Source organism: Psychrobacter sp. M17(2026) (assembly GCF_055699815.1).
Genome location: NZ_CM146741.1, coordinates 753,967 through 777,362 on the forward strand (window position 1 = coordinate 753,967; position 23,396 = coordinate 777,362).

Here is a 23,396-nt window from a genome sequence, read left to right on the forward strand (position 1 = left end):
TAATATATAAAAGTTTTAGTCAAGAATGATCCCCGCTTGTTTATGATGCTCAACCAATTCTTCCCAGTCAAATGGTGATGAATAGTTTTTAATTTTTTGTTCTAAAGTTTGTTTGCGCCTTTCATGATCCTGTCTTAAATTATCGAAGTCATAGTTATCAGGATAAAGTTTTTGAAGCTCTGTAGAATTTAGAATAGTATTAATCCTAATTCCCATTTCAGTTACCATTCGATGATTAAAGTTATTAAACTCTCGCATGAATTCATCAAATGGTAAGTGATATGTTCCTTTTGTAGCCGTCCACACGTTAACTCGTTGTTGAGTATCTTTATCTATTTCAAAATGACCAGTGAAGTCCCAAGTAAACCACATATCGTCTTTGTAGCGCCAAAAGTGTAAGCTGGGCGAATCTGCAATGTACCAAGTATTCAACATATGATTATCAAAAAAGAAAGGTTTGTTAAAAGGCAAACCGTGTTTTTTATATTTAATTTTTTGCTCTTGCAGTTGACTATATTCTTCCCATTTTTCTGGATAACTAGCAATCACATCTAAAGGCAGCATAAAGAGCTTATGAAATTCAATCGGAACAGGCTCCATTATAGTAGGCAAAATTTTTATCATGTCTTCCCATAACCTAACTAAAGGATAACTCATACATTTTTCATAAGAGTAATCGGGTGTAGGACGACCATTCTTCGCCCAAGTTTCAATAACCTCATCAGTGAATTCAAAGAGTGTATCATCACCGACATTGAGCCAAAAAAAGCTATCAGTTAAGAAATACCAAATCAATCCACTTCCAGTAATACTAGTTTCAAGGTCTTTAAATTCAAAATCTAAAAGTGGCTTAGTCATCTAAAAGTAACCCCTCCAAAATTCCCTCATAAATCTGCGCTAACTTACCCAAATCATCAACCTCAACTTTTTCATCGACTTGATGAATCGTCGCGTTACGCACACCCAGCTCAACCACTTGCGCGCCAGTCGGGGCGATAAAGCGTCCGTCGGATGTGCCACCAGAAGTGGATAGGGTGGTATCTGTACCTGTTACTGATTTAATAGCTTGCTGGCAAGCTGAGACTAACTTACCTTCAGGCGTTAAAAAAGGCTGACCTGATAATTTCCAATTGATTTTATAATCAGCTTTGCTATAGGTAAAATGCTTATCAAATATCGCATGAGTTTTCGTCTTTAGCTCATCCTCTGTAGTTTCAGTGGAGAAACGAAAGTTGAAGACTGCATTCAGCGTTTCAGGAATGACATTGGTGGCGCCCGTGCCACTATTGATATTGGAGATTTGCAGTGAGGTGGCCGGGAAATAGTCATTACCATTATCCCAAGTCGCAGCCGTTAGCTCGCTAAGCGCTGCCATCGCCGCATGAATAGGATTGGATGCCAAATGCGGATAGGCGACATGACCTTGCTTGCCAGTTACCGTTAACCATGCACCCAGTGAGCCACGACGACCGTTTTTTATAACATCACCGAGAGTATCGGTACTTGATGGCTCACCGACTAAGCAGTAAGTTATTTTTTCTTGACGAGCTTCTAAGGTTTCTATGACTTTTACTGTGCCATTGATGGATGGCCCTTCTTCATCAGAAGTAATCAAAAAGGCAATTGAGCCTTTGTGCTCAGGATAGTTAGCGACAAAGCGCTCGGCAGCGACAGTAAAAGCAGCAATACCTGTTTTCATATCAGCAGCGCCACGCGCCCATAGATAACCGTCTTCAATAGTCGGGGTAAATGGCGGATAAGTCCAATTATTGACATCGCCTGTTGGCACGACATCAGTATGACCGGCAAAGCAAATCACAGGGTCACTTGTCCCGCGCCTTGCCCATAAGTTTTTGACTTCAGCATGTTCACCTGTTTGGTCTCTATCACCGAAATACATAAACTCGCAATCAAATCCTGCCTGTGTCAAACGCTCAGATAAAATATCTTGGCAGCCATCATCATCAGGGGTGACTGAGGGACGTTCCAGTAAAGCGATGCTAAGATCTAAAGTGGCTTGTTGATGAGTTTGAGCTAAGGTATTTTTATTACTAGGAGACATGATGAGCCTTTTTATCAAAATAGTTTTTATTAATGCAGATATTAATATAAATAACTGTGACTTAGTGTTTTAACTTTCTTCAACGAACGGTACTAAACCATCGCGGCGCATCCATGTCGCGATAGAGTAGCGCTGGCGATGGGCGATTTGTACTTGATGTTGTAAATCACTATCGAAGATAATCAAGCGATTGGCAACGGGCATTACCTCATGATGCACGCCATAATTGTCCACGACTTCTAATGCGCCGCCATCCATACTCTCCCAATTATCATTGAGATAGAACACTGCTGAGATAACGCGCTCATCGCGCCCAGCAGGATTATCACTATGCCACTGATAGCCAAAGCCGATAGGGTAGCAAGCATAATGCGCTTCACTATGGCGAATACCTGTGTATAGGTGACGATTAAGAGTTTTCGCCAGCTCATTAATACTTTGTAGATAAAAATAACCAGCAAAGAAGTTCTCAGTGATCCAGCGAATTCTATCACCGCGAATATCGCTGATGCGGATGCCAGCGGTCAGCTGCGCCTCTCGATAGTTGATAAAGCCACTTTCCGCTTGCAAAGCTAATAACGCTTTATGAGTAAATACCTGATCAATAATGAGCCAGCCGTCATTGACTAAGGTATCAAGCTGAGCGTCAGTCAGCTTAGCTTGCCAATTCACCTCAAAGTCAGCACTCTCTAGCACTTGTTGCGTGGGGATACTGGTATTATCGGTAGCATCGATGACAGAGGTAAGCTTATTACTAGGTATAAGCAGGGGTGGATTGTCTGCGCCTATAGGATTACTGACCGCTATAGGGGTTAGATTCAAGTCTGTCAGCTCAAGGTTACTGATAATTGCTGTCATTTTGTCCTGCCCTTTGTTTAGTAACGGCTGTATTAACGGCTAAGAGAGCGCTGAATGTCAAAACCATTACCAAAAGCATCGTTATCTTTTAGCTATCCTATGCTACCATAGATGCAATTTTTCTCACTTAAACTTTTCACATTGTGACCAACTATGAACTATAAACATGCCTATCACGCTGGTAATTTTGCCGATGTGGTCAAACACATTTTACTCATACAACTACTCAATCAATTGGGCCAAAAAAACAAGCCCTTTTATGTGCTCGACGCTTATGGCGGACGCGGATTGTATTCGCTCAGTAGTGAAGAGGCACGCAAAACAGGTGAAGCAAAAGGCGGCATTCAAGCCGTTATGAATGCTGATACGGACAAAGCTCCTGCGGCTGTTAAACAGTATGTAGAAGGTGTCAAGCACGCCCGTTTTGTCTATGATAGTAAAGTCTGCCCAGGTTCGCCGTGGTGGATTGCTCATCATATCGAAACCAATGCAGATGCTGGCGTGCGTGGTGAGGCATTTGAAGCCAAAGCTTCTGAGTATGATGCGCTAAATTATCAACTACATAAGTTGCCAATTGGTATTCAGCACCGTGATGCTTTTGAAGGTATCACTGCGGTCATTCCTCCAAAAGAAAAACGTGGTTTAATTGTGTTAGATCCACCGTATGAGCAAGAGCATAAAGACTTCACTCGTCTCATTGATTTGCTGGTCGCCGCTTATACAAAATGGCCACAGGGCACTTATGCGCTATGGTTTCCGATTAAGAATATTGATGCCGTTGAGCTGTTTTATAAAAAGCTAAAGCGCACTGAGATGCGACGCCAGCTTATTTGTGAGCTTAATATTTATCCCAATGATGTCGCTGTTGGGCTTAATGGTACTGGCATGCTTATTATCAATCCGCCTTGGCAGTTTGATAATCATGCCCGTGAGATTTTACGCTTTTTACAGCCTATCTTAAAAGTAGCTGATGCACCTAATCTATCTCCTGATAGCGCGACCAATGTACGCTGGTTAGTTGGCGAATAAATGAGTAAGGATGCATTATGAGCACTGACACGAGCACTGATAAACAAGTCACTGATAAAAAATTGATTGATAAACAAGGTGCTGAGCTATCACCCAACGATAAGCTAAATAATATTAGTGATAACGCGGCAACTCAGCCACCCTTTATAGATGAGCACGATTTCAATATACGCTTAGCGGATAATGATAACTATGATGGGCTAACTTTTGAAGTTATTGAAGCAGAAGTTGCTGAGGGTGAGCAAGTCGTCAGCCGTGGGGTCTATTTAGCGCCTAATTTGATTACCACTTTATCGTTACTATCAGGGTTTTATTCGATCTTAGCTAGCACCAGTGGCGAGTTTTATAAGGCGGCATTGGCTATATTTTTATCGGCTATCTTGGATGGTGCAGATGGACGTGTCGCACGCATGCTAAATGCGCAGAGCCCATTTGGCGAGCAGTATGACTCATTAGCTGATATGCTCGCTTTTGGGATTGCACCTGCGATTTTGATTTATAGCTTTGCGTTACAACCTTTAGGTCGTATTGGCCTCGGCTGTGCTTTTGTATTTACCGCTTGTGGCGCTTTTCGTTTAGCTCGCTTTAATGTGCAGGTTGGTATCGTTGATAAGAAGTACTTTGTCGGTTTAGCCAGTCCATTAGCAGCTATTTTGGTTACTTCTGCGGTAATGGTCGCAATCGATCACCGTCAATGGGTTGGTCAATATGATGGTTTGATAATGGGTTTGTTTGCTGCTTGGGTGGTAATATGTGGTTTGCTCATGGTCAGCAATGTCAAATACTATAGCTTTAAAGAGTTTGATAAAAAGAAAGTACCTTTTGTAGCGTTAATTATTGCGGTATTGGTGTTGAGTATTGCTATTTACGACATACCTGTTGGTATTCTCGCTATTGGTATTATCTATGCGTTATCAGGTATCGTAACTACTATGAAAGCAAAAGCAGGTAGCTAATAAAAGCATAGTAAAACAGTCGCTTTTAGCGATAACTTCAATGAACTTCCAAAATTTGATTTCAAAAGAACTATTAAGCCTACTATTACAGTAGGCTTAATAGCTTTAATTATAGCTTTCATGCTAATTAATTATAGCTTCTATGCTAAATTGAATGAGTGGCAAAGCAGCCACAGCTAAAAGCACATGTAATAGGAAATAAAACTTAAAGCTAAGCCCTTGATAAGAGTAGAAGTATCTCATTAACTGAAAATAACTTAAACAATCTCACCAAAACCGCTTGACCCTCATTCAGAACTGCGTATAATGCCACCCAGTCGAGAGGGAAGGCGGATTGGGAAAGTGGTTTACCACTTACTATTAATAGCGAAGCTATTAACCAATCAGCCGATAGATTGAATGTTAAAACCAACTACCTAGGTAGCATGATAAAAACATTCAAACTAAATAAAATAAACCCTTGACAACATAATTAAAGCGTCTATAATACGCACCTCATCAAGACGAGCTAGAAGTTAAACACTAAGAGATATTAGTGATAATGACAGCAAATCGGATGAAACAAATTTTAAAGAATTAAAATAAAAGCTTGACAGACTAGCGCATTGTGTTATGATAGTCAGCTCGCTAAACAGCATAAGCCATATGGTTTAGAGCCGAATAGCTAGATAAGAATACTGATACAAACTACTTACTGGACGACAGAAGTGGTTACTATTTAAAAGCTTAACTAAAGAACAACTTGTGTGGATTTTTGCTGAGTCAGGATGCATAAATAAAGTTGGTTGAGACTTCTTTTCGAAGTTGATTCTAACTATAAAAATTTATCATCTAAGACAGCAGAAAAACTCAAAGTTAATTCATTACGAACATAATTTTTAGCGATTTTGCCAGAATAGATGAGCCAAGTTTAGTGACCTCTTTAAAGGGTTACATAGCAAGATTAAACTGAAGAGTTTGATCATGGCTCAGATTGAACGCTGGCGGCAGGCTTAACACATGCAAGTCGAGCGGAAACGATACTAGCTTGCTAGTAGGCGTCGAGCGGCGGACGGGTGAGTAATACTTAGGAATCTACCTAGTAGTGGGGGATAGCACGGGGAAACTCGTATTAATACCGCATACGACCTACGGGAGAAAGGGGGCAGTTTACTGCTCTCGCTATTAGATGAGCCTAAGTCGGATTAGCTAGATGGTGGGGTAAAGGCCTACCATGGCGACGATCTGTAGCTGGTCTGAGAGGATGATCAGCCACACCGGGACTGAGACACGGCCCGGACTCCTACGGGAGGCAGCAGTGGGGAATATTGGACAATGGGGGCAACCCTGATCCAGCCATGCCGCGTGTGTGAAGAAGGCCTTTTGGTTGTAAAGCACTTTAAGCAGTGAAGAAGACCATATGGTTAATACCCATATGCGATGACATTAGCTGCAGAATAAGCACCGGCTAACTCTGTGCCAGCAGCCGCGGTAATACAGAGGGTGCAAGCGTTAATCGGAATTACTGGGCGTAAAGGGAGCGTAGGTGGCTCGATAAGTCAGATGTGAAATCCCCGGGCTCAACCTGGGAACTGCATCTGAAACTGTCGTGCTAGAGTATGTGAGAGGAAGGTAGAATTCCAGGTGTAGCGGTGAAATGCGTAGAGATCTGGAGGAATACCGATGGCGAAGGCAGCCTTCTGGCATAATACTGACACTGAGGCTCGAAAGCGTGGGTAGCAAACAGGATTAGATACCCTGGTAGTCCACGCCGTAAACGATGTCTACTAGTCGTTGGGTCCCTTGAGGACTTAGTGACGCAGCTAACGCAATAAGTAGACCGCCTGGGGAGTACGGCCGCAAGGTTAAAACTCAAATGAATTGACGGGGGCCCGCACAAGCGGTGGAGCATGTGGTTTAATTCGATGCAACGCGAAGAACCTTACCTGGTCTTGACATATCTAGAATCCTGCAGAGATGCGGGAGTGCCTTCGGGAATTAGAATACAGGTGCTGCATGGCTGTCGTCAGCTCGTGTCGTGAGATGTTGGGTTAAGTCCCGCAACGAGCGCAACCCTTGTCCTTAGTTACCAGCGGGTTAAGCCGGGAACTCTAAGGATACTGCCAGTGACAAACTGGAGGAAGGCGGGGACGACGTCAAGTCATCATGGCCCTTACGACCAGGGCTACACACGTGCTACAATGGTAGGTACAGAGGGCAGCTACACAGCGATGTGATGCGAATCTCAAAAAGCCTATCGTAGTCCAGATTGGAGTCTGCAACTCGACTCCATGAAGTAGGAATCGCTAGTAATCGCGGATCAGAATGCCGCGGTGAATACGTTCCCGGGCCTTGTACACACCGCCCGTCACACCATGGGAGTTGATTGCACCAGAAGTGGGTAGCCTAACCTTAGGGGAGGCGCTCACCACGGTGTGGTTGATGACTGGGGTGAAGTCGTAACAAGGTAGCCGTAGGGGAACCTGCGGCTGGATCACCTCCTTATAGACGCATCCACTTGGCAAGAATTCACAACAAGTTGTTCTTTAGTTAGCTTAAATATTAGCATGAGGTATATGCCTCTTACAGGCCTGTAGCTCAGCTGGTTAGAGCACCGTGTTGATAACGCGGGGGTCGGCAGTTCAAGTCTGCCCAGGCCTACCATTTTATTACGGGGCCATAGCTCAGTTGGTAGAGCGCCTGCCTTGCACGCAGGAGGTCAACGGTTCGACTCCGTTTGGCTCCACCATACATTAATAAATGCTAATATAGACAATGAGTATAAATAGAAACAAATGATTCACTTTACCTGAGGGTAAGATTGATTATTTCTTTCTGTTTTATACAGAGCTTACGACTCGACGAGAGCGTAGGAACTATTTAAAAACATAGATATGAGTCTGGGTTAGAAAGAGCGTGTTCACACGTTTCTTTCTAACCTTAATAACTCACCTCTTAACGACATCAGTTGTTATCCCAGGGGTGGGTTATTAAAAAAGTAAAGAGAACTGAATCAAGCGTATAAATTAGGTGATATCGTTATAATTGCTGACAAAGACCCTTTGGGGTTGTATGGTCAAGTAATTAAGCGCACATGGTGGATGCCTTGGCAGTCAGAGGCGATGAAAGACGTGACAGCCTGCGATAAGCTTCGGGGAGGCGGCAATATCCTGTGATCCGGAGATTTCTGAATGGGGAAACCCACCTATCATAAGATAGGTATTCCATACTTGTATGGGAAGCGAACGAGGGGAAGTGAAACATCTCAGTACCCTTAGGAAAAGACATCAAATGAGATTCCCCAAGTAGCGGCGAGCGAACGGGGAGAAGCCGATTGTTTCTAGAATAGAAGAACAGCGTGGGAAAGCTGACCGTAGTAGGTGATAGTCCTGTATTTTAAATTCTAGAGATGACATATTAAGTAGAGCGGGACACGAGAAATCCTGTTTGAAGATGGGGGGACCATCCTCCAAGGCTAAATACTCCTGACTGACCGATAGTGAACCAGTACCGTGAGGGAAAGGCGAAAAGAACCCCTGTGAGGGGAGTGAAATAGAACCTGAAACCGTGTGCGTACAAGCAGTAGGAGCTTCAATTTATTGGAGTGACTGCGTACCTTTTGTATAATGGGTCAGCGACTTATGTTCTGTAGCGAGGTTAACCATTTAGGGGAGCCGTAGGGAAACCGAGTCTTAATAGGGCGAATTAGTTGCAGGGCATAGACCCGAAACCGAGTGATCTATCCATGAGCAGGTTGAAAGTGTCGTAACAGACACCGGAGGACCGAACCCACTGTCGTTGAAAAGCCAGGGGATGACTTGTGGATAGGGGTGAAAGGCTAATCAAACTCGGTGATAGCTGGTTCTCCCCGAAAGCTATTTAGGTAGCGCCTCGGACGAACACCATTGGGGGTAGAGCACTGTTTCGGCTAGGGGGTCATACCGACTTACCAAACCGATGCAAACTCCGAATACCGATGAGTGATATCCGGGAGACACACAGTGGGTGCTAACGTCCATTGTGGAGAGGGAAACAACCCAGACCGCCAGCTAAGGCCCCAAATTCCTAGTTAAGTGGGAAACGAGGTGGGAAGGCATAGACAGCTAGGAGGTTGGCTTAGAAGCAGCCATCCTTTAAAGAAAGCGTAATAGCTCACTAGTCGAGTCGGCCCGCGCGGAAGATGTAACGGGGCTCAAACTAGGAGCCGAAGCTGCGGATTTGAATTTGTTTTCAAGTGGTAGGGGAGCGTTGTGTAAGCCTGTGAAGGTGTGTCGTAAGGCATGCTGGAGGTATCACAAGAGCGAATGCTGACGTGAGTAACGATAATGCGAGTGAAAAGCTCGCACGCCGGAAGATCAAGGGTTCCAGTCCAACGTTAATCGGGGCTGGGTGAGTCGACCCCTAAGGCGAGGCCGAAAGGCGTAGTCGATGGGAAATCGGTTAATATTCCGATACTTGTTTATAATGCGATGGAGGGACGGAGAAGGTTATGTCAGCCTGGCGTTGGTTGTCCAGGTGAAAGGATGTAGGCTTGTGGCTTAGGTAAATCCGGGCTACAACAAGGCTGAGATCTGATAGCAAGCTGTACTTGTACAGTGAAGTGGCAAATACCATGCTTCCAGGAAAAGCTTCTAAGCAATAGTTATAAACGAATCGTACCCTAAACCGACACAGGTGATCAGGTAGAGAATACCAAGGCGCTTGAGAGAACTCTGCTGAAGGAACTAGGCAAAATGGTACCGTAACTTCGGGAGAAGGTACGCTGCTGATGGTGATAGGACACGCTCCTTGAGCTGTTGGCAGTCGCAGATACCAGGCTGCTGCAACTGTTTATTAAAAACACAGCACTCTGCAAACACGAAAGTGGACGTATAGGGTGTGATGCCTGCCCGGTGCTGGAAGGTTAATTGATGGGGTTAGCGTAAGCGAAGCTCTTGATCGAAGCCCCAGTAAACGGCGGCCGTAACTATAACGGTCCTAAGGTAGCGAAATTCCTTGTCGGGTAAGTTCCGACCTGCACGAATGGCATAATGATGGCAGCGCTGTCTCCAGCAGAGACTCAGTGAAATCGAAATCGCAGTGAAGATGCTGTGTACCCGCGGCTAGACGGAAAGACCCCGTGAACCTTTACTACAGCTTTACATTGAACTTTGACCTGACTTGTGCAGGATAGGTGGGAGGCTTTGAAGCCAGCACGCTAGTGTTGGTGGAGCCAATCTTGAAATACCACCCTGGTCATGTTGGGGTTCTAACTCAGGTATAACAGTACCGAGGACAATGTATGGTGGGTAGTTTGACTGGGGCGGTCTCCTCCTAAAGAGTAACGGAGGAGTACGAAGGTGCGCTCAGACCGGTCGGAAATCGGTCGTAGAGTATAAAGGCAAAAGCGCGCTTAACTGCGAGACCCACAAGTCGAGCAGGTACGAAAGTAGGTCTTAGTGATCCGGTGGTTCTGTATGGAAGGGCCATCGCTCAACGGATAAAAGGTACTCTGGGGATAACAGGCTGATACCGCCCAAGAGTTCATATCGACGGCGGTGTTTGGCACCTCGATGTCGGCTCATCTCATCCTAGGGCTGAAGCAGGTCCTAAGGGTATGGCTGTTCGCCATTTAAAGAGGTACGCGAGCTGGGTTTAGAACGTCGTGAGACAGTTCGGTCCCTATCTACCGTGGGCGTTGGAAATTTGAGAGGAGCTGCTCCTAGTACGAGAGGACCAGAGTGGACGAACCACTGGTGTTCGGGTTGTCATGCCAATGGCATTGCCCGGTAGCTACGTTCGGATGGGATAACCGCTGAAAGCATCTAAGCGGGAAGCCCACCTCAAGATAAGATTTCCCTAAAGAGCCGTTGAAGACTACGACGTTGATAGGCAGGGTGTGGAAGCACAGCGATGTGTGTAGCTAACCTGTACTAATTGCTCGTTTGGCTTGACCATACAACACCCAAGTGGTTTTGTATATAAAGCATTATATCGATATCACCTTATCCTTGATTCAGTTAGGATAGTGATACTTAGTCAATAAGTAAAACAAACAGACTCATATCTAACCCCCTTTGCTGACGACAATAGCAAGACGGAACCACCTGATCCCTTCTCGAACTCAGAAGTGAAACGTCTTAGCGCCAATGGTAGTGTGGCTCCGGCCATGTGAGAGTAGGTCATCGTCAGCTCTCTATTCCTAGACTTGCCCCCAACGTTAATTCGTTGGGGGCTTTTCTTTGGCTGTAGTTTTGTTAGCTCGAATTTTTATGCTACCTATCTTTATTTATTAAATCTATCTAAGTTCTATAGTTATTGATCAGATTAATATTGGCTGCAGTTAACTTTTAGTTATAAGTATATTAAAATTAATTTATATTCTTTAATCCATATATATTTACTAACAGGTCTCTATTTGTTATATTATAAAAACAACATTACTAATTAGTTTAATTAATAGTCATGTTTAGTAATTTATTATATTCATATATTATAAAGAGGAACTAAAGATGAAGACTAATACTAAATTAAAGCTGTTATGCAGCTGCATTATGGCAGTTGCTTTATTAGGTTGTGATGATGATAATGATAATGACTCGTCACCTGTCGATGATGGTATAACGATTCCCACTGAAACAAAAGCTGCATATGTGGGTGGGAATATAGCTGTCTACGGTGATATTGCTAAAGATAAATTTGGTAAGACCTCTCTTACTGATAATACTGGTGTAGTGTTGTTAGATGATGGCACTATAGCAGCTAGTTATGCAGCTTTAGGCTTAAAGCTACCTTTTCTTGCACCTAAAGTATCTACAGCTATTTATGCGACCGAAGTTAGTAGCAAGGTTGCCTCCTCCACACTGCGCTCTCAAGCGGATGCTTATCTTGCACTCATCGAGCAGATACTTAAGGATGAAGGTGCAGATGTTAATATATTAGTGAATCAATCGTCACTAAATGCGCAGTCTTCGGTAGTTCAAGCTACTTTAAGTGTCAATTTTACCAATACTACTCAGAGTGCTAGTAATATCAGAAATCTGGTGCTAAAAGCGATTAATGATGGTGTATTACCAGCCAATATGATGTCAAGTGGCACAGACTTTGGCGATAAAATCCGCTTGAATTTAGCTTTTTGGGAAGATCAGGGTAATGTTTTCTTATGGGCTGGTGCAAACTTAGCTGAAGATGCAAAAGCGGTAGCAGCTAAGTATAACGATCTTAGTAACGCTGCTGCATTAACTTCAAGCCGTGTGTTAACTACTGTTGCCTCTAAAGAGACGTTTAAGCAGACTGAGGCTAGTGCAGGTGGAGTAGATATCCTTTGGTCGATCGACGCATCTGGCTCTATGAGTCAAGAGCAGCAGAATCTTGCAAATGGGGCAGAGCAGTTTTTTACTACGTTGAATACTGCAGGATTGGATTATCGCTTAGCAGTGAATACTCAAGGTAATGATAACACCCGCTATAGCTGTACGTCTTTGCGTCAGACAACGGCAGGTGAAAGCTTCATCGATAGTAATACGCCTGATGCGCTTGCAAAGTGGCGTGTTCTAGCATCACCAGGCACTAGTGATTCTGGTAATGAAACTGGATTCTATTGTACTAGAGAAGTTAGTCTAACAGGCTTTGATCGACCCAATGCGAAAAACTTGGTTGTGTTTGTCTCTGATGAGCCTGAAAATGAAACGGTTAATTCTTCTCGTCCGAGTGCTAGTGGTAGCTCTAGTTATGTTTCCCGTGACTTTGAAGATTATAAACAGTACTTTACCAATACAGGTGCTACTTATTTTGCCATTGCAGGTACTGGCTCGATTTTAAAGCCAACGTTTAGTAGTAACGTTAACTTGAATGCAAATGGGGATTATAGCTGTAATGGTCAAGGTGGCAGTGCTGCAGGTGGTGCACACTTTAGCGAAATTGCTAAATTGACAGGCGGTAGCTCAGCATCTATCTGTGCAGATTCTACAGATTGGACCGTTATGTTTGATAAGATTTTGGAAACTGCAACAGGACTGGCCAGTAACTTTAAATTGCAGTATGCTCCGATACCTTCTTCAGTGAAGGTAATGGTAGCAGGTAAGGCACTCACCCGAGATATTAGCCATCAAAATGGGTTTGATATTATATATGGCAAAAACGATATTTCACTTGTATTTTATGGTAATAGCTTACCTAAACAAGGTGATGCAATTGAAATAGAGTATGACTACTTAGCTGGTAAAGTTGTTAAGTAGATATGTACTTTAACTATAATTTTTATCACTTCTGAAATGAGCTTAAAGCTCATTTCAGAAGTTAATAATCGATAGTCAGTGATTGATTATTGTACTGATTAATACCTATTTCAGGTTTTATTTTTGCTCAAGTTTTGGCACGCCGTTTTCCCAAACGTTCCAGTTATTAACGATATGATCGACAGTTTCTGATCCTACCAATACTATATTCTCCACTGTTTCTGAAAAGCCACCAGCTGTTTCTCCTGGAGCTGGGTCTAGATGTTGAAGAGTAGTCTCGTTTGGATGACCTTGGTCAAAGTTCACCGCACCACGTAAGCTCATTATGCGTTCAGTTCCTACAGTTCTATCTAGTACTTGCGCTATTGCAGCGGCTTCCATTTCAGTGATCACGTAATCATCTGTTTCATACAGCTCAGTGATGTATTGAGCTTGTTTTGACAAGCCGGGACCATGAAAAAACGTATCTCCTGTCATATGAGTTCCTACCGTTACGGCTGGACTACGTCTTGCTTCAGCATTTGGATATCTCATTCGATAAGCATTAGCTTCTTTTGAGTCTTTCAAAGAAACGGACTCACTCAAATGTAGATTCCACTTAAGTAATTCAGGGTTGAGTTGATAGCGACGAATGTCTTCATAACCTTTACGAGGCGTAAAAGTAGGCGCACCTTTTTCACCTTCTTCTGCTTTCCAGCGATGACCTAAATCATAATCCACCAGCCAAGATGCCCAGCTTACATCTCCTATAGTGCCTTTATTAGGTGGGGTGCCTGCGACGCCGCTTAGAATGAAATAACTCTTTGCAAAGTCAAATTTAGGAGAGAGTGTTATTGCTTGCACAGATGCTGAAGATCCTACTTTACCCATGCCTAATACTGATCCACAAACGCCTTCAGAGTTGCAGTAGACTGGGCTGTGAGCACCTTCTACTTTTATGGGTTTACTGTCTGCAAAATATCGATTATACCAATGCTGAAATTCGCCGGCTTTATCTCCACTGTTTTCACCAATTTCAAACATCGCGGCGATAAATACTTTCACTTCGATCTTATCTTCATAAGTTTCAGCTTGCGCATTACTACAGAACATAAGCATTACAGTAAAAAAGGATAAATAGAAAAAACGTTCTTTTATAAACATGTTTGATGTCTATTTGAAATATATGGTTCTGGGTTAACTGCTTAATTAGAAGTAGCTAAAATTTTTGCTAAAACTAGGATAGTTTACTTCGTGTAGAATAACATAATCTGTAAATAGGCTGTACAGCTTAGCTAGCTCAAAGTGTCGTTCAATAAAATGTAATATAAATAACCCCACTCTCAACTTGAAATAAGCAAATCAAACTGAAGTGGCGGATTACCCAGTTTTTGATTGAGTACAAAGCACAGATTGTGCGACAGAATCTTACGAATCAATCGATGAGACAAATGCCATAAATCTCTTGCTCGTACCCTTTGTATATTAAATCGTTCTGATAGCTGACCAATGACTGTTTCAACGATACGGCGTGCTTTCATTAGCCGTCTTACCACAGGTTTGGGTCTATTCTCTTTCATGTTAGCTCTGAGTGGCGTTTGTAAATCTACTCCTTGAGCGTCGTAGTACGATCTCAGACTAGGACTGATATACCCTTTATCAGCGCCAAGCAGCCCATGAATATGAGTGGTGATTTCTGGGGCAACCGCTCTTTCATCAACATTAGCAGGGGCAAAAGTAAAACCTTTAATCATGCCCGATAAATTAACAAGCAAATGTCCTTCAAAGCCATAGTACCTCTCTTGCTTAGCTGCACAGTAGCTAAAAGCCGCTAAGTCTTGATAGTTTTTATGCCGATAAGCGCGTCCATAATGACAGACAGGTATCGGAAAGCCGTCCATAAAATGGATGTTGTCACAGCCCTCAAGCTGACTGACTTTATCTTGTATCCGCTGTTTGACTTGCCACAGATTCGCGCAATGCTTTGCGAAGTTAGGATATGATCCTATGGCTGGAAACCAAGATTGCCAATGCTGGGTAAAGTATTGCCAAATCTGTTTGTCTTGGTCTAGGTTTAAAAATTCACCGACCAGTTCCATGCAAATAATCTCAGGATCACTCAGCTTTGGCGCGTAACCTGCACTTCGCAAGGGTTTGGTGACGACTATTTTGTAATATTGCTCTACCATTAAATAGATATTGATGATAAATTCGTCTATGGGCATCTCATGACTCCGTTGTATTCTTGGTCGAAAACAATAGATTAGTGAGATGCTCTTCTTTTTTCAATCACTTTTAAAGTTGAGAGTGGGGTATAAATAGCTTCAACCTTATTGACAATCAGCAATGCTATCTCACTATAGAAGTATTGTTTTAAGCAAACTATAATCAAACATTCTGAAACTATTACTAGCTAGTATTATGTTAACCTGAAGTTTATTAAAGATAAATTTTAGACAACTGTAATCATTAAAGAGAGTCCTATGACCACTTCAAAAGTAACTTATCAAGGCGAACTGCGTACCACAGCGGTACACTTGCAATCAGCTAACGAGATTATAACGGATGCACCTGTCGATAATCATGGTAAAGGTGAGGTGTTTTCGCCAACTGATCTATTAGCGACTAGCTTAGCCAGTTGTATGCTGACTATCATCGGTATCAAAGCGGCTGACATGGAGATTGATGTCACAGGCACTACCGCTGAAGTGACTAAAGTAATGTCAGCTGATCCTAGACGCGTGAGTGAAGTGCATGTCGCTATCACCTTTAATCAAGCGCTTGATGATAAGACGCAAAAAATATTCTATAACACGGCGCTCACTTGCCCAGTAGCTAAGAGCATCCATCCTGATATCATTCAAAATATCACTATAAAATGTGCTGATGAGTCTTAGTATGACGATTAAAAGTATGACCACCAAAACCTTGCTTATCGTTGCTCATGCACCATCGCCAAATACTAAAAAGCTAGCACAGACCGCTTTTAATGGTGCTAATCATCCTGACCTCGATATTAATGTGATAATGAAGTCGCCACAGGATACGTATCCAGAAGATGTGCTAACAGCGGATGCTTTATTACTGGGGACGACTGAAAATTTGTCCTATATGGCAGGATTGACCAAGGACTTTTTTGATCGCTGTTATTATCCAGTGTTAGAGCACAAACAAGGCATGCCGTTTGCGCTTTATATACGAGCAGGATTCGATGGTACAGGTACCAAACTGGCTATGAAAACGATTATCACAGGATTGCGTTGGAACCAAGTTCAAGAAACTTTAATCTTAAAAGGGGATTGGCAAGAAGTATTCACTGAGCAAGTCGAAGAGTTAGCCATGACTCTTGCTGCTGGTGTAGAAGCGGGAATTTATTAATAATTTTACTTCAAAGCCAAATATTTTATGTTTGCATAAGTGACAAAGGTCTATTCTATGAGAAGCCATGATAATAACTTTAAGAGCTTGAACACTCATCTACCTTGTTCGCAAGCCTGTGAAAATAATAAGCAAGCTATTCTTGAAGTGTTAGAAAAAGAGCTCGCAGGACGTTCGCATGTGTTAGAAGTAGGCTCGGGAACGGGTCAGCATAGCGTATATTTTGCGCCAAGATTATCGCATTTGCAGTGGCAAACGAGTGATGTTATTAATAACCATCAGGTCATTCAAGCTTGGCATAATAGCTATCCTGCACCGAATTTACACGCGCCATTAGCGTTTGATTTGATAACAGATACTATGCCTGCCTATAAAAGCAGTAAACCATTCGACGCAGTCTTTAGCGCTAATACCTTGCACATTATTGCTTGGTCTTTGGTTGAACGCTTGTTTAAATTGGTTGGGGAGGCGCTACCCATAGACGGTAAGTTGATTATATACGGGCCTTTTAATGAAAACGGTTTATATACTAGCGCCAGTAATCAAAGTTTTGATTTTTCATTAAGACAGCGCGAACCTAGCAGTGGCATTCGTAATAAAGAAGACATTACTGCCTTAGCAAAGCAGCATCATTTAACCTTAGAAAATGAATATCAGATGCCAGCAAACAATCAAATATTGGTCTTTAAAAAATAACCGCTACCTTTTATAGTAAGCGGTTATTTGAATTTAGAACCCTAGCCCGTATTACGTAAGCCCGCTGCTAAAGCATTAATACTGCGAATTAAGGGGTCTTCTACCGCGAGTCTATCATTATTATCAGTGTCAGAAGTATCTTGCTCACGCATCCGCTTCAGTAGCTCGATTTGAATATAGTTTATCGGATCCAAATAAGCATTACGCCATTTTAATGAGGCGGCTAGCTCTTGTTGATTAGAAAGTAGCGTTTGTTGATTGAGTAGTGAATTCAAACCAGTAGAAGTTAGCTCGTGCTCGTCGATGACTTTTTGCATCACTTGCCCACGCAGCTGCTCATCCTCACATAACAGACTATAAGCCTGCGCAATATCTATCTCACATTTAGTAAAAGCCATCTCGATATTACTCATAAAGACAGTAAAGAATGGCCAGTTCTCATTCATCTCCTGCATTAGAGCTTCATCCTGTTTGACGCTATCCAAAGCACTGCCGACGCCATACCAAGCGGGTAGCGTAAAACGTGCCAATGACCACCCAAAGACCCAAGGTATCGCACGAATAGTGGATTTGCTTGGCAGGCCTTTTTTGCGATGGGCAGGACGGGAGCCAATATTTAATAAAGAAATCTCTTGAACGGGTGTTGCTTGAGAATAAAATTTATAAAACCCTTCGGTATTATCGGTAAGCTCTCGATACTGAGCTTCGCCTGCGTCAGCTAAACGCGTAAAAAGCGCCTCGTAATCTTCTAATTGGCTAGGCTGATCAATAAACCTTGAAGAGCTGGCTTTGAGAGCGCCAGTAATTCCCATCGTTAGCTCAAATACTGCTGTATCTGGATTGGCATATTTGGCATAAAGTACTTCACCTTGTTCAGTGAATTTGATTTGTCCCATTAAAGTGCCAGCAGGCTGCGCAGCGATAGCTTTATGGGTGGAGCCACCACCACGACTGACGGAACCACCTCGACCATGGAAAAGGCGAGTCGTGATGCCATATTGATGGGCAATGCTAGTGATGGTCTGCTGAGCGCTATAGAGCTGCCAAGCTGAGGTGATAATACCACCATCTTTAGAAGAGTCTGAGTAGCCAAGCATAATTTCTTGCAAGTTTCCTGAGTGCTCAAGCAACTGACGATAGAGCGGATTATCTAAAATCGTCGGCATGATCTTATCGATATTTTTTAGATCATCAATAGTCTCAAATAGCGGCGCAACAGGTAAAGCGGCAAACATATGACCTTCGTCTGTGATGCCAGATAATCCTGCAAACCGCATGAGTAATAGCACTTCTAACAGCTGACTAGCATTATTAGTCATGGAGATCACGTAGCTGCCAAAGGTATCCTCACCCACTAATTTTCGTAATTTTGCTACCGACTGCATCAAGGCTAGCTGCTCGCGAGTCTGATCCGTTAAATTATCGCTATAAATAAGTGGCGTGCCAGGGTTACTAAGTAAGCGCGTTAGCCATTCCTGACGTTCTGTTTCGCTCAGCTGATTATAATCAGGTAGGTTTGAGGCATTGGCAAAAATATCAGCAATGACCTCACCGTGATAGCCTGAATCTTGACGAATATCAAGCGCCGCTAGATGGAAGCCGCAAGTTTTAACTAGACGTATCAAATCTAATAAGGCACCATCGGCATGAGCTTTGTCATGATTAGCAACGCTTTCGCGAATAAGACGTAAATCTTCTAAAAAGTCTTGCGGCGTTGAATAGGCGCGCTTTTGGGCTTCAGGATCAGCACCTTGACTCTGAATATGTAGAGTAGTGGCTTTGATTTTGGCAATAATTATTGAGAGTAAACGGCGATAAGGTTCATTATCATAATCATCAATATTGTAAGAGAATACTTCTTTATCAAGCTCGCTATAGTCTGCTATGCGAGCATAAACATCTGCTGCAATATCGACAATGGTGTCACTATGCACAAGTTTACGGCGTAGTTTTTTTAGCAAAACTTGATAGTGACGTAAGACCGCATTAGCATGCATTAATACGGCCATTTCTGTCGTCTCGTGAGTGACAAAAGGGTTGCCATCCCGATCACCACCTATCCAAGAGCCGAAACTCACAAAAGCGGGTAGAGGATAATCGCTCAATTCAGGATAGATATCGACAATGGCATTTTTAATATTACGATAAACTTTGGGAATCGCGGTAAATAAACTGACATCAAAGTAATGTAAACCATTATTGATCTCGTCATAAACTAAAGGCTTGCGGGTACGAACTTCATCTGATGACCATAGTAGATCAATAGTCTCTGCCGTTTTTTGCTTGGCTTGCTCGAACGCCTGGCTTCCTTCAGGCAGATCATTTAGCGCATCGCTGTGTTGATAAAGCGTCTGTAAGATATTCATAGTGGTGCGTCTACGCGCTTCGGTAGGATGCGCGGTAAACACTGGCATGAACTTCAATCGATCGATAAGCTCTTTGATCTGATTGGGCTCAATATTACGCTCACGGCACTCCAGCAAGGTATGGCGAAATGAGCCCTCCCAACTTTGATTAGACTCAGCACGTTGTGTACGACGTTGCTCGCGTAAGTAGTTTTCTTCCGTTAAGTTTGCTAAAAAGAAATAAATAGAAAAGGCACGAATAACATTTTTTAAAGTTTGATTATCTAAAGAGGCAATAAGTTCGATAAGCTGTTGTTTATTTTTGGGATTATGTTCACGGCGCTCCTGAATAAATCCGCTGCGTAAAGTTTCAATCGTGTTAACAGTATCTTCTCCAGACTGACGAGAAATCGCCTCTCCTAAAAATGATCCTAACAACCTGACACGGGTACGCAATACCTCATTATTCAACAGCATATCTGAACTCCTCATCTTTTATTGAAGTGTTTAACCTATAGTGAATTTACTTTATAGGTGTTATAGCATAACTGAAATAAAAATTGCGCCGCCTCTGGAGCACGAAGCAACCAGCAAGCGAGACAACATTTATTCCAGTCAAAGGTATTACGGGCTTTACTACTTTTATGATATATAGACGACATAAAGGATAAAATTTCTGCTTAGTCTAGGCTATATTTATTTATATTCGCTAGATAAAAAGTCCATATAGCGCTTCCATGAGCGCGTATCTGCACGCTCGTCATATCTATCACTGCCGAATACTGTATAGGCATGTCTTGCGCCACTATAAGTGACCATTTCATGAGGGACTTTTGCCGCCTCGAGCGTCTTACCTAGGGTCATAAAGCTTTCCATAGAGACGGCCTCGTCAGCAGTACCATGGAATACTAAGATCTCGCCTTTAGTATTCTCATAGTTCTGACCCTTGGGGATATCGAATGCGCCATGAAAAGGCACAAAGGCTTTTTGAGGAAAGCCTGCACGCGCCAGCTCTAACGCGACCGTACCACCGAAGCAGTAGCCCATTGTCACACCTTCTTGAACGTTATTGCCTTGATCCTGTCCGACATTCAATGCGGCTTCAAGCAATCGACGCATTTTGGCACGATCATCATATAAAGCACCCGTTAAGCGTTTTTTATCTTCCATTGCAGTCGGACGGACACCTGTGCCAAACATATCAGCCGCTAGTACATTGTATCCCTCTTCAGCTAGCATATCAGCACGCTTACGTTCATAGTCAGTGACGCCATCCCAATCATGAATGAGTAATATAAAAGGCGCATTAGGCACATCAGCTCGCGCGTAGTAACCTTCATAAGCTTGATTGTCTACAGTATAAGTAAGGTTCTGTGTGGTAATGGCGCTCGCAGTTTGACTAACAAGTAACACCATTGCACTAATAGAGGCGCTGGCTAGCATCGATTGAGAAGGGGTTTTGGATAAACGTTGAATGAATGAAAACATAACTGACCTCACTATTTATATTAAGATAATTGGATCAAGCCGTTCTATTTAATAATGCTTCTAATATCTAAATCTACTCTAAATAATATCATAAGATAAAATACTATTGAGAATCTTTTTTATTTGTGCAAACTTTAACCAAATATCAACACGGATAGTCATGAATTTATTGAGTTTCTTGAGTAATATTATTTATCTCTTCTCTTATAGTAAACTTAAAGAATTAGAGTTAATTTAAAGTATTTCTAAAACTGACCTCATAAAATCTAGCAAGGATGGATAATGAAAAATAATATTGATCATACCGACCCAGCTCTAACCATGAATCCTGAGCGTGGCAACGGTGGTGAGACTCATCAACGTGCAGATGCTGATGGCAAAGTTCTCACTACTCAACAAGGGGTAGCTATCGCAGACAATCAAAACTCTTTGAAAGCGGGCCCGCGTGGTCCTACGCTATTAGAGGACTTTGTGTTGCGTGAAAAGATTAATCATTTCGATCATGAGCGTATTCCTGAGCGAGTGGTTCATGCTCGCGGTAGTGCAGCGCATGGCTATTTTGAGCTGACTGAATCATTGGAAGAATATACCACAGCCAAAATCTTAACTGAGACAGGCAAGCAGACGCCTCTATTTACTCGCTTTTCTACGGTCGCTGGTAATAAGGGTTCAAAAGATACCCCACGTGATGTGCGCGGTTTTGCGGTAAAAATTTATACTGAAGAGGGCAACTGGGATATCGTAGGCAATAACATGCCGATTTTCTTTATTCAAGATGCGATGAAGTTTCCAGATCTAATTCATGCGGTAAAGCCTGAGCCGGATCGCGGTTTCCCGCAAGCGGCCTCCGCTCATGATACTTTTTGGGACTTTGTCTCATTGAGTCCTGAGACTATGCATAATTTGATTTGGCTGATGAGTGATCGCGGTCTACCGCGTAGCCTGCGCATGATGGAAGGCTTTGGTATTCATAGTTATCGTCTGCTTAATAGCGATGGTAAAAGTACCTTTGTACGTTTTCATTGGAAGCCTGTATTAGGCGTACAATCTACGACTTGGGATGAAGCGGTCAAAATATCAGGCGCAGATCCTGATTATCATCGCCGTGACTTGTATGAAGCAATCGATAACCAAGATTATCCAGAGTGGGAATTTGGGGTTCAGCTCTTCACTGAAGAAGAGGCAAATGAATTTCCCTTTGATCATTTAGATGCAACTAAGCTCATTCCAGAAGAATTAGTGCCTGTAAAGACAGTTGGTAAAATGGTATTGAACCGCAATGTAGATAATTTCTTTGCAGAAACAGAACAAGTTGCGTACTGTCTATCGCATGTGCCGCCTGGTATCGATTTCAGTAATGATCCGCTCCTACAAGGTCGTCTGTTTAGCTACTTAGACACGCAACTAAAGCGCTTGGGTTCGCCAAACTTTGCCCAGATTCCAATTAACGCGCCAAAATGTCCGTTTGCTAATAATCAACAAGACGGTCATATGCAGATGCAAGTGCCAAAGACTCGCGTGTTGTATGAGCCACAAAGCTTAGATCTAGATCGTCCACGTGAAAGTGTCAAAAAGGGCTTTGAGTCGTTTGCCGAATCTATGGATGATGGCGTCAAAGGTCGTATTCGTGCTGAGAGCTTCGCCGATCACTACAGTCAGCCACGTATGTTCTATCGTAGCCAGACGTCAGTAGGACAGGCTCACATTGCTTCAGCTTACGCGTTTGAGCTGGGTAAGGTAGATACCGCACATGTCCGTACTCGTACGCTTAGTCATCTACTTAATATAGATGAAGATTTGGCCAATCGTGTAGCCACAGCATTGGGTATGGAGTTACCTGAAGCTGCTGAATCTGCCGCACCTATTGTAGACATGGCAACTTCTAAAGCGGTGCAAACGATTGGTATTAGTCCTAAATCTTTAAAAGGTAGATTAATAGGCATTTTGGTAGCTGAAGGATCTAACCATGGTGAAGTTGAGAAGTTCGAAAAGGCAGCTATTGCTGCTGGTGCCAGCGTCAAGATTGTCGCCCCTAATAAAGAAGTGACATTGGATGATGGTACACGAATTCAAGCTGATGAACGCCTAGCAGGTGGTCCTTCGGTACTGTTTGACGCTATTGTAAGCATCATTATGCATCCACCAGCTAAAAAACTCGCCAAAGACAGTGCTGCATTAGACTGGTTTACCGATGCTTATGCTCATTGCAAAGCTATCGCTTATTGTCCTGCAACTGAAGAGCATATCTTGAGCAAATTACCCATTGAAAAAGATGCGTTTGTTACCCCGCTTGATAATGTTGATGGCTTTATTGAAAATGCCAAAACTCGTCTATGGGAGCGTGAACCAAAGGTGCGTGATTTGGCTTAAGTTTGGCCTAAATGAGCTTAATGCATAGCTAACTAAATGT

The 23,396-nt window shown here is 42.9% G+C and carries 14 protein-coding genes, 2 tRNA genes and 3 rRNA genes; 12 read left to right on the plus strand and 7 right to left on the minus strand.

Annotated elements, in window-relative coordinates:
• Positions 1 to 15: 15 nt before the first annotated feature.
• The 3 genes from ACR63T_RS03305 to ACR63T_RS03315 all read right to left on the minus strand — a co-directional run bounded on the left by ACR63T_RS03305 (position 16) and on the right by ACR63T_RS03315 (position 2,920).
• Positions 16 to 858: a DUF5984 family protein gene (locus ACR63T_RS03305; RefSeq protein WP_472784757.1), complete on the minus strand. Its 843-nt coding sequence runs from the start codon at positions 856 to 858 to the stop codon at positions 16 to 18.
• Entirely contained in the window at positions 851 to 2,062 is a 1,212-nt protein-coding gene (gene dapE / locus ACR63T_RS03310) for a succinyl-diaminopimelate desuccinylase (RefSeq protein ID WP_472784758.1), read from the minus strand. Before dapE ends, ACR63T_RS03305 begins: the two co-directional genes overlap by 8 nt.
• A gap of 69 nt (positions 2,063 to 2,131) precedes the next feature.
• Positions 2,132 to 2,920 (minus strand): 2OG-Fe(II) oxygenase, encoded by a 789-nt coding sequence (locus ACR63T_RS03315; protein WP_472784759.1) that lies wholly within the window; start codon positions 2,918 to 2,920, stop codon positions 2,132 to 2,134.
• A gap of 153 nt (positions 2,921 to 3,073) precedes the next feature.
• On the opposite strand from ACR63T_RS03315, the gene ACR63T_RS03320 reads away from it, so the two are divergent.
• The 8 genes from ACR63T_RS03320 to ACR63T_RS03355 all read left to right on the plus strand — a co-directional run bounded on the left by ACR63T_RS03320 (position 3,074) and on the right by ACR63T_RS03355 (position 13,100).
• Positions 3,074 to 3,949 (plus strand): 23S rRNA (adenine(2030)-N(6))-methyltransferase RlmJ, encoded by an 876-nt coding sequence (locus tag ACR63T_RS03320; RefSeq protein WP_201572252.1) that lies wholly within the window; start codon positions 3,074 to 3,076, stop codon positions 3,947 to 3,949.
• Positions 3,950 to 3,966: 17 nt separating this feature from the next.
• Positions 3,967 to 4,905 carry a CDP-diacylglycerol--serine O-phosphatidyltransferase gene (pssA, locus tag ACR63T_RS03325; protein WP_472784760.1) on the plus strand — a complete coding sequence of 313 codons (939 nt, stop codon included), beginning with the start codon at positions 3,967 to 3,969 and terminating at the stop codon, positions 4,903 to 4,905.
• 945 nt (positions 4,906 to 5,850) lie between these two features.
• Positions 5,851 to 7,389 (plus strand): 16S ribosomal RNA (locus ACR63T_RS03330).
• Positions 7,390 to 7,471: 82 nt separating this feature from the next.
• Positions 7,472 to 7,548 (plus strand) — tRNA-Ile (locus ACR63T_RS03335).
• A gap of 9 nt (positions 7,549 to 7,557) precedes the next feature.
• Positions 7,558 to 7,633, plus strand: a tRNA-Ala gene (locus ACR63T_RS03340).
• 325 nt (positions 7,634 to 7,958) lie between these two features.
• Positions 7,959 to 10,821 (plus strand): 23S ribosomal RNA (locus ACR63T_RS03345).
• A 121-nt stretch (positions 10,822 to 10,942) separates the two neighbouring features.
• A 5S ribosomal RNA gene (gene rrf / locus ACR63T_RS03350) occupies positions 10,943 to 11,057 on the plus strand.
• Together the 16S, 23S and 5S rRNA genes with 2 tRNA genes alongside form the textbook arrangement of a ribosomal RNA operon.
• 318 nt (positions 11,058 to 11,375) lie before the next feature.
• A complete protein-coding gene (locus tag ACR63T_RS03355; protein WP_305899693.1) occupies positions 11,376 to 13,100 on the plus strand; it encodes a hypothetical protein in 1,725 nt (574 codons plus the stop codon).
• A gap of 117 nt (positions 13,101 to 13,217) precedes the next feature.
• Here ACR63T_RS03355 and ACR63T_RS03360 read toward each other — a convergent pair whose 3' ends face one another.
• Positions 13,218 to 14,243 carry a purine-nucleoside phosphorylase gene (locus ACR63T_RS03360; RefSeq protein ID WP_305899694.1) on the minus strand — a complete coding sequence of 342 codons (1,026 nt, stop codon included), beginning with the start codon at positions 14,241 to 14,243 and terminating at the stop codon, positions 13,218 to 13,220.
• Positions 14,244 to 14,422: 179 nt separating this feature from the next.
• Positions 14,423 to 15,304, minus strand: a complete 882-nt coding sequence (locus ACR63T_RS03365; RefSeq protein ID WP_472783504.1) for an IS982 family transposase — start codon at positions 15,302 to 15,304, stop codon at positions 14,423 to 14,425.
• Between the two features lie 258 nt (positions 15,305 to 15,562).
• Here ACR63T_RS03365 and ACR63T_RS03370 point away from each other — a divergent pair, with 258 nt between their 5' ends.
• The 3 genes from ACR63T_RS03370 to ACR63T_RS03380 are packed head-to-tail and all read left to right on the plus strand — an operon-like array spanning position 15,563 to position 17,153.
• Positions 15,563 to 15,976 (plus strand): OsmC family protein, encoded by a 414-nt coding sequence (locus ACR63T_RS03370; protein ID WP_472784761.1) that lies wholly within the window; start codon positions 15,563 to 15,565, stop codon positions 15,974 to 15,976.
• 16 nt (positions 15,977 to 15,992) lie between these two features.
• Positions 15,993 to 16,457 (plus strand): flavodoxin family protein, encoded by a 465-nt coding sequence (locus ACR63T_RS03375; RefSeq protein WP_305899696.1) that lies wholly within the window; start codon positions 15,993 to 15,995, stop codon positions 16,455 to 16,457.
• Positions 16,458 to 16,514: 57 nt separating this feature from the next.
• A complete protein-coding gene (locus tag ACR63T_RS03380; protein WP_305899697.1) occupies positions 16,515 to 17,153 on the plus strand; it encodes a DUF938 domain-containing protein in 639 nt (212 codons plus the stop codon).
• Between the two features lie 41 nt (positions 17,154 to 17,194).
• On the opposite strand, the gene ppc is transcribed toward ACR63T_RS03380, so the two are convergent.
• On the minus strand, positions 17,195 to 19,975 hold the full coding sequence (gene ppc / locus ACR63T_RS03385; protein ID WP_472784762.1) for a phosphoenolpyruvate carboxylase: 2,781 nt from the start codon (positions 19,973 to 19,975) through the stop codon (positions 17,195 to 17,197).
• A 219-nt stretch (positions 19,976 to 20,194) separates the two neighbouring features.
• On the minus strand, positions 20,195 to 20,986 hold the full coding sequence (locus ACR63T_RS03390; protein ID WP_201572269.1) for a dienelactone hydrolase family protein: 792 nt from the start codon (positions 20,984 to 20,986) through the stop codon (positions 20,195 to 20,197).
• 282 nt (positions 20,987 to 21,268) lie between these two features.
• Between ACR63T_RS03390 and ACR63T_RS03395 the strand changes: the two genes are divergently transcribed.
• Positions 21,269 to 23,356: a catalase gene (locus ACR63T_RS03395; protein WP_472784763.1), complete on the plus strand. Its 2,088-nt coding sequence runs from the start codon at positions 21,269 to 21,271 to the stop codon at positions 23,354 to 23,356.
• Positions 23,357 to 23,396: the final 40 nt, after the last annotated feature.

What these genes read in the sequence shown, in the direction of transcription:
- ACR63T_RS03375 (WP_305899696.1), top strand. Translation starts at nt 15,993, where the DNA reads ATGACCACCAAAACCTTGCTTATCGTTGCTCATGCACCATCGCCAAAT.
- ACR63T_RS03320 (WP_201572252.1), top strand. Translation starts at nt 3,074, where the DNA reads ATGAACTATAAACATGCCTATCACGCTGGTAATTTTGCCGATGTGGTC.
- ppc (WP_472784762.1), bottom strand. Translation starts at nt 19,975, where the DNA reads ATGCTGTTGAATAATGAGGTATTGCGTACCCGTGTCAGGTTGTTAGGA.
- ACR63T_RS03390 (WP_201572269.1), bottom strand. Translation starts at nt 20,986, where the DNA reads ATGTTTTCATTCATTCAACGTTTATCCAAAACCCCTTCTCAATCGATG.
- ACR63T_RS03305 (WP_472784757.1), bottom strand. Translation starts at nt 858, where the DNA reads ATGACTAAGCCACTTTTAGATTTTGAATTTAAAGACCTTGAAACTAGT.
- ACR63T_RS03365 (WP_472783504.1), bottom strand. Translation starts at nt 15,304, where the DNA reads ATGCCCATAGACGAATTTATCATCAATATCTATTTAATGGTAGAGCAA.
- ACR63T_RS03395 (WP_472784763.1), top strand. Translation starts at nt 21,269, where the DNA reads ATGAAAAATAATATTGATCATACCGACCCAGCTCTAACCATGAATCCT.
- ACR63T_RS03380 (WP_305899697.1), top strand. Translation starts at nt 16,515, where the DNA reads ATGAGAAGCCATGATAATAACTTTAAGAGCTTGAACACTCATCTACCT.
- dapE (WP_472784758.1), bottom strand. Translation starts at nt 2,062, where the DNA reads ATGTCTCCTAGTAATAAAAATACCTTAGCTCAAACTCATCAACAAGCC.
- ACR63T_RS03355 (WP_305899693.1), top strand. Translation starts at nt 11,376, where the DNA reads ATGAAGACTAATACTAAATTAAAGCTGTTATGCAGCTGCATTATGGCA.
- ACR63T_RS03360 (WP_305899694.1), bottom strand. Translation starts at nt 14,243, where the DNA reads ATGTTTATAAAAGAACGTTTTTTCTATTTATCCTTTTTTACTGTAATG.
- ACR63T_RS03315 (WP_472784759.1), bottom strand. Translation starts at nt 2,920, where the DNA reads ATGACAGCAATTATCAGTAACCTTGAGCTGACAGACTTGAATCTAACC.
- ACR63T_RS03370 (WP_472784761.1), top strand. Translation starts at nt 15,563, where the DNA reads ATGACCACTTCAAAAGTAACTTATCAAGGCGAACTGCGTACCACAGCG.
- pssA (WP_472784760.1), top strand. Translation starts at nt 3,967, where the DNA reads ATGAGCACTGACACGAGCACTGATAAACAAGTCACTGATAAAAAATTG.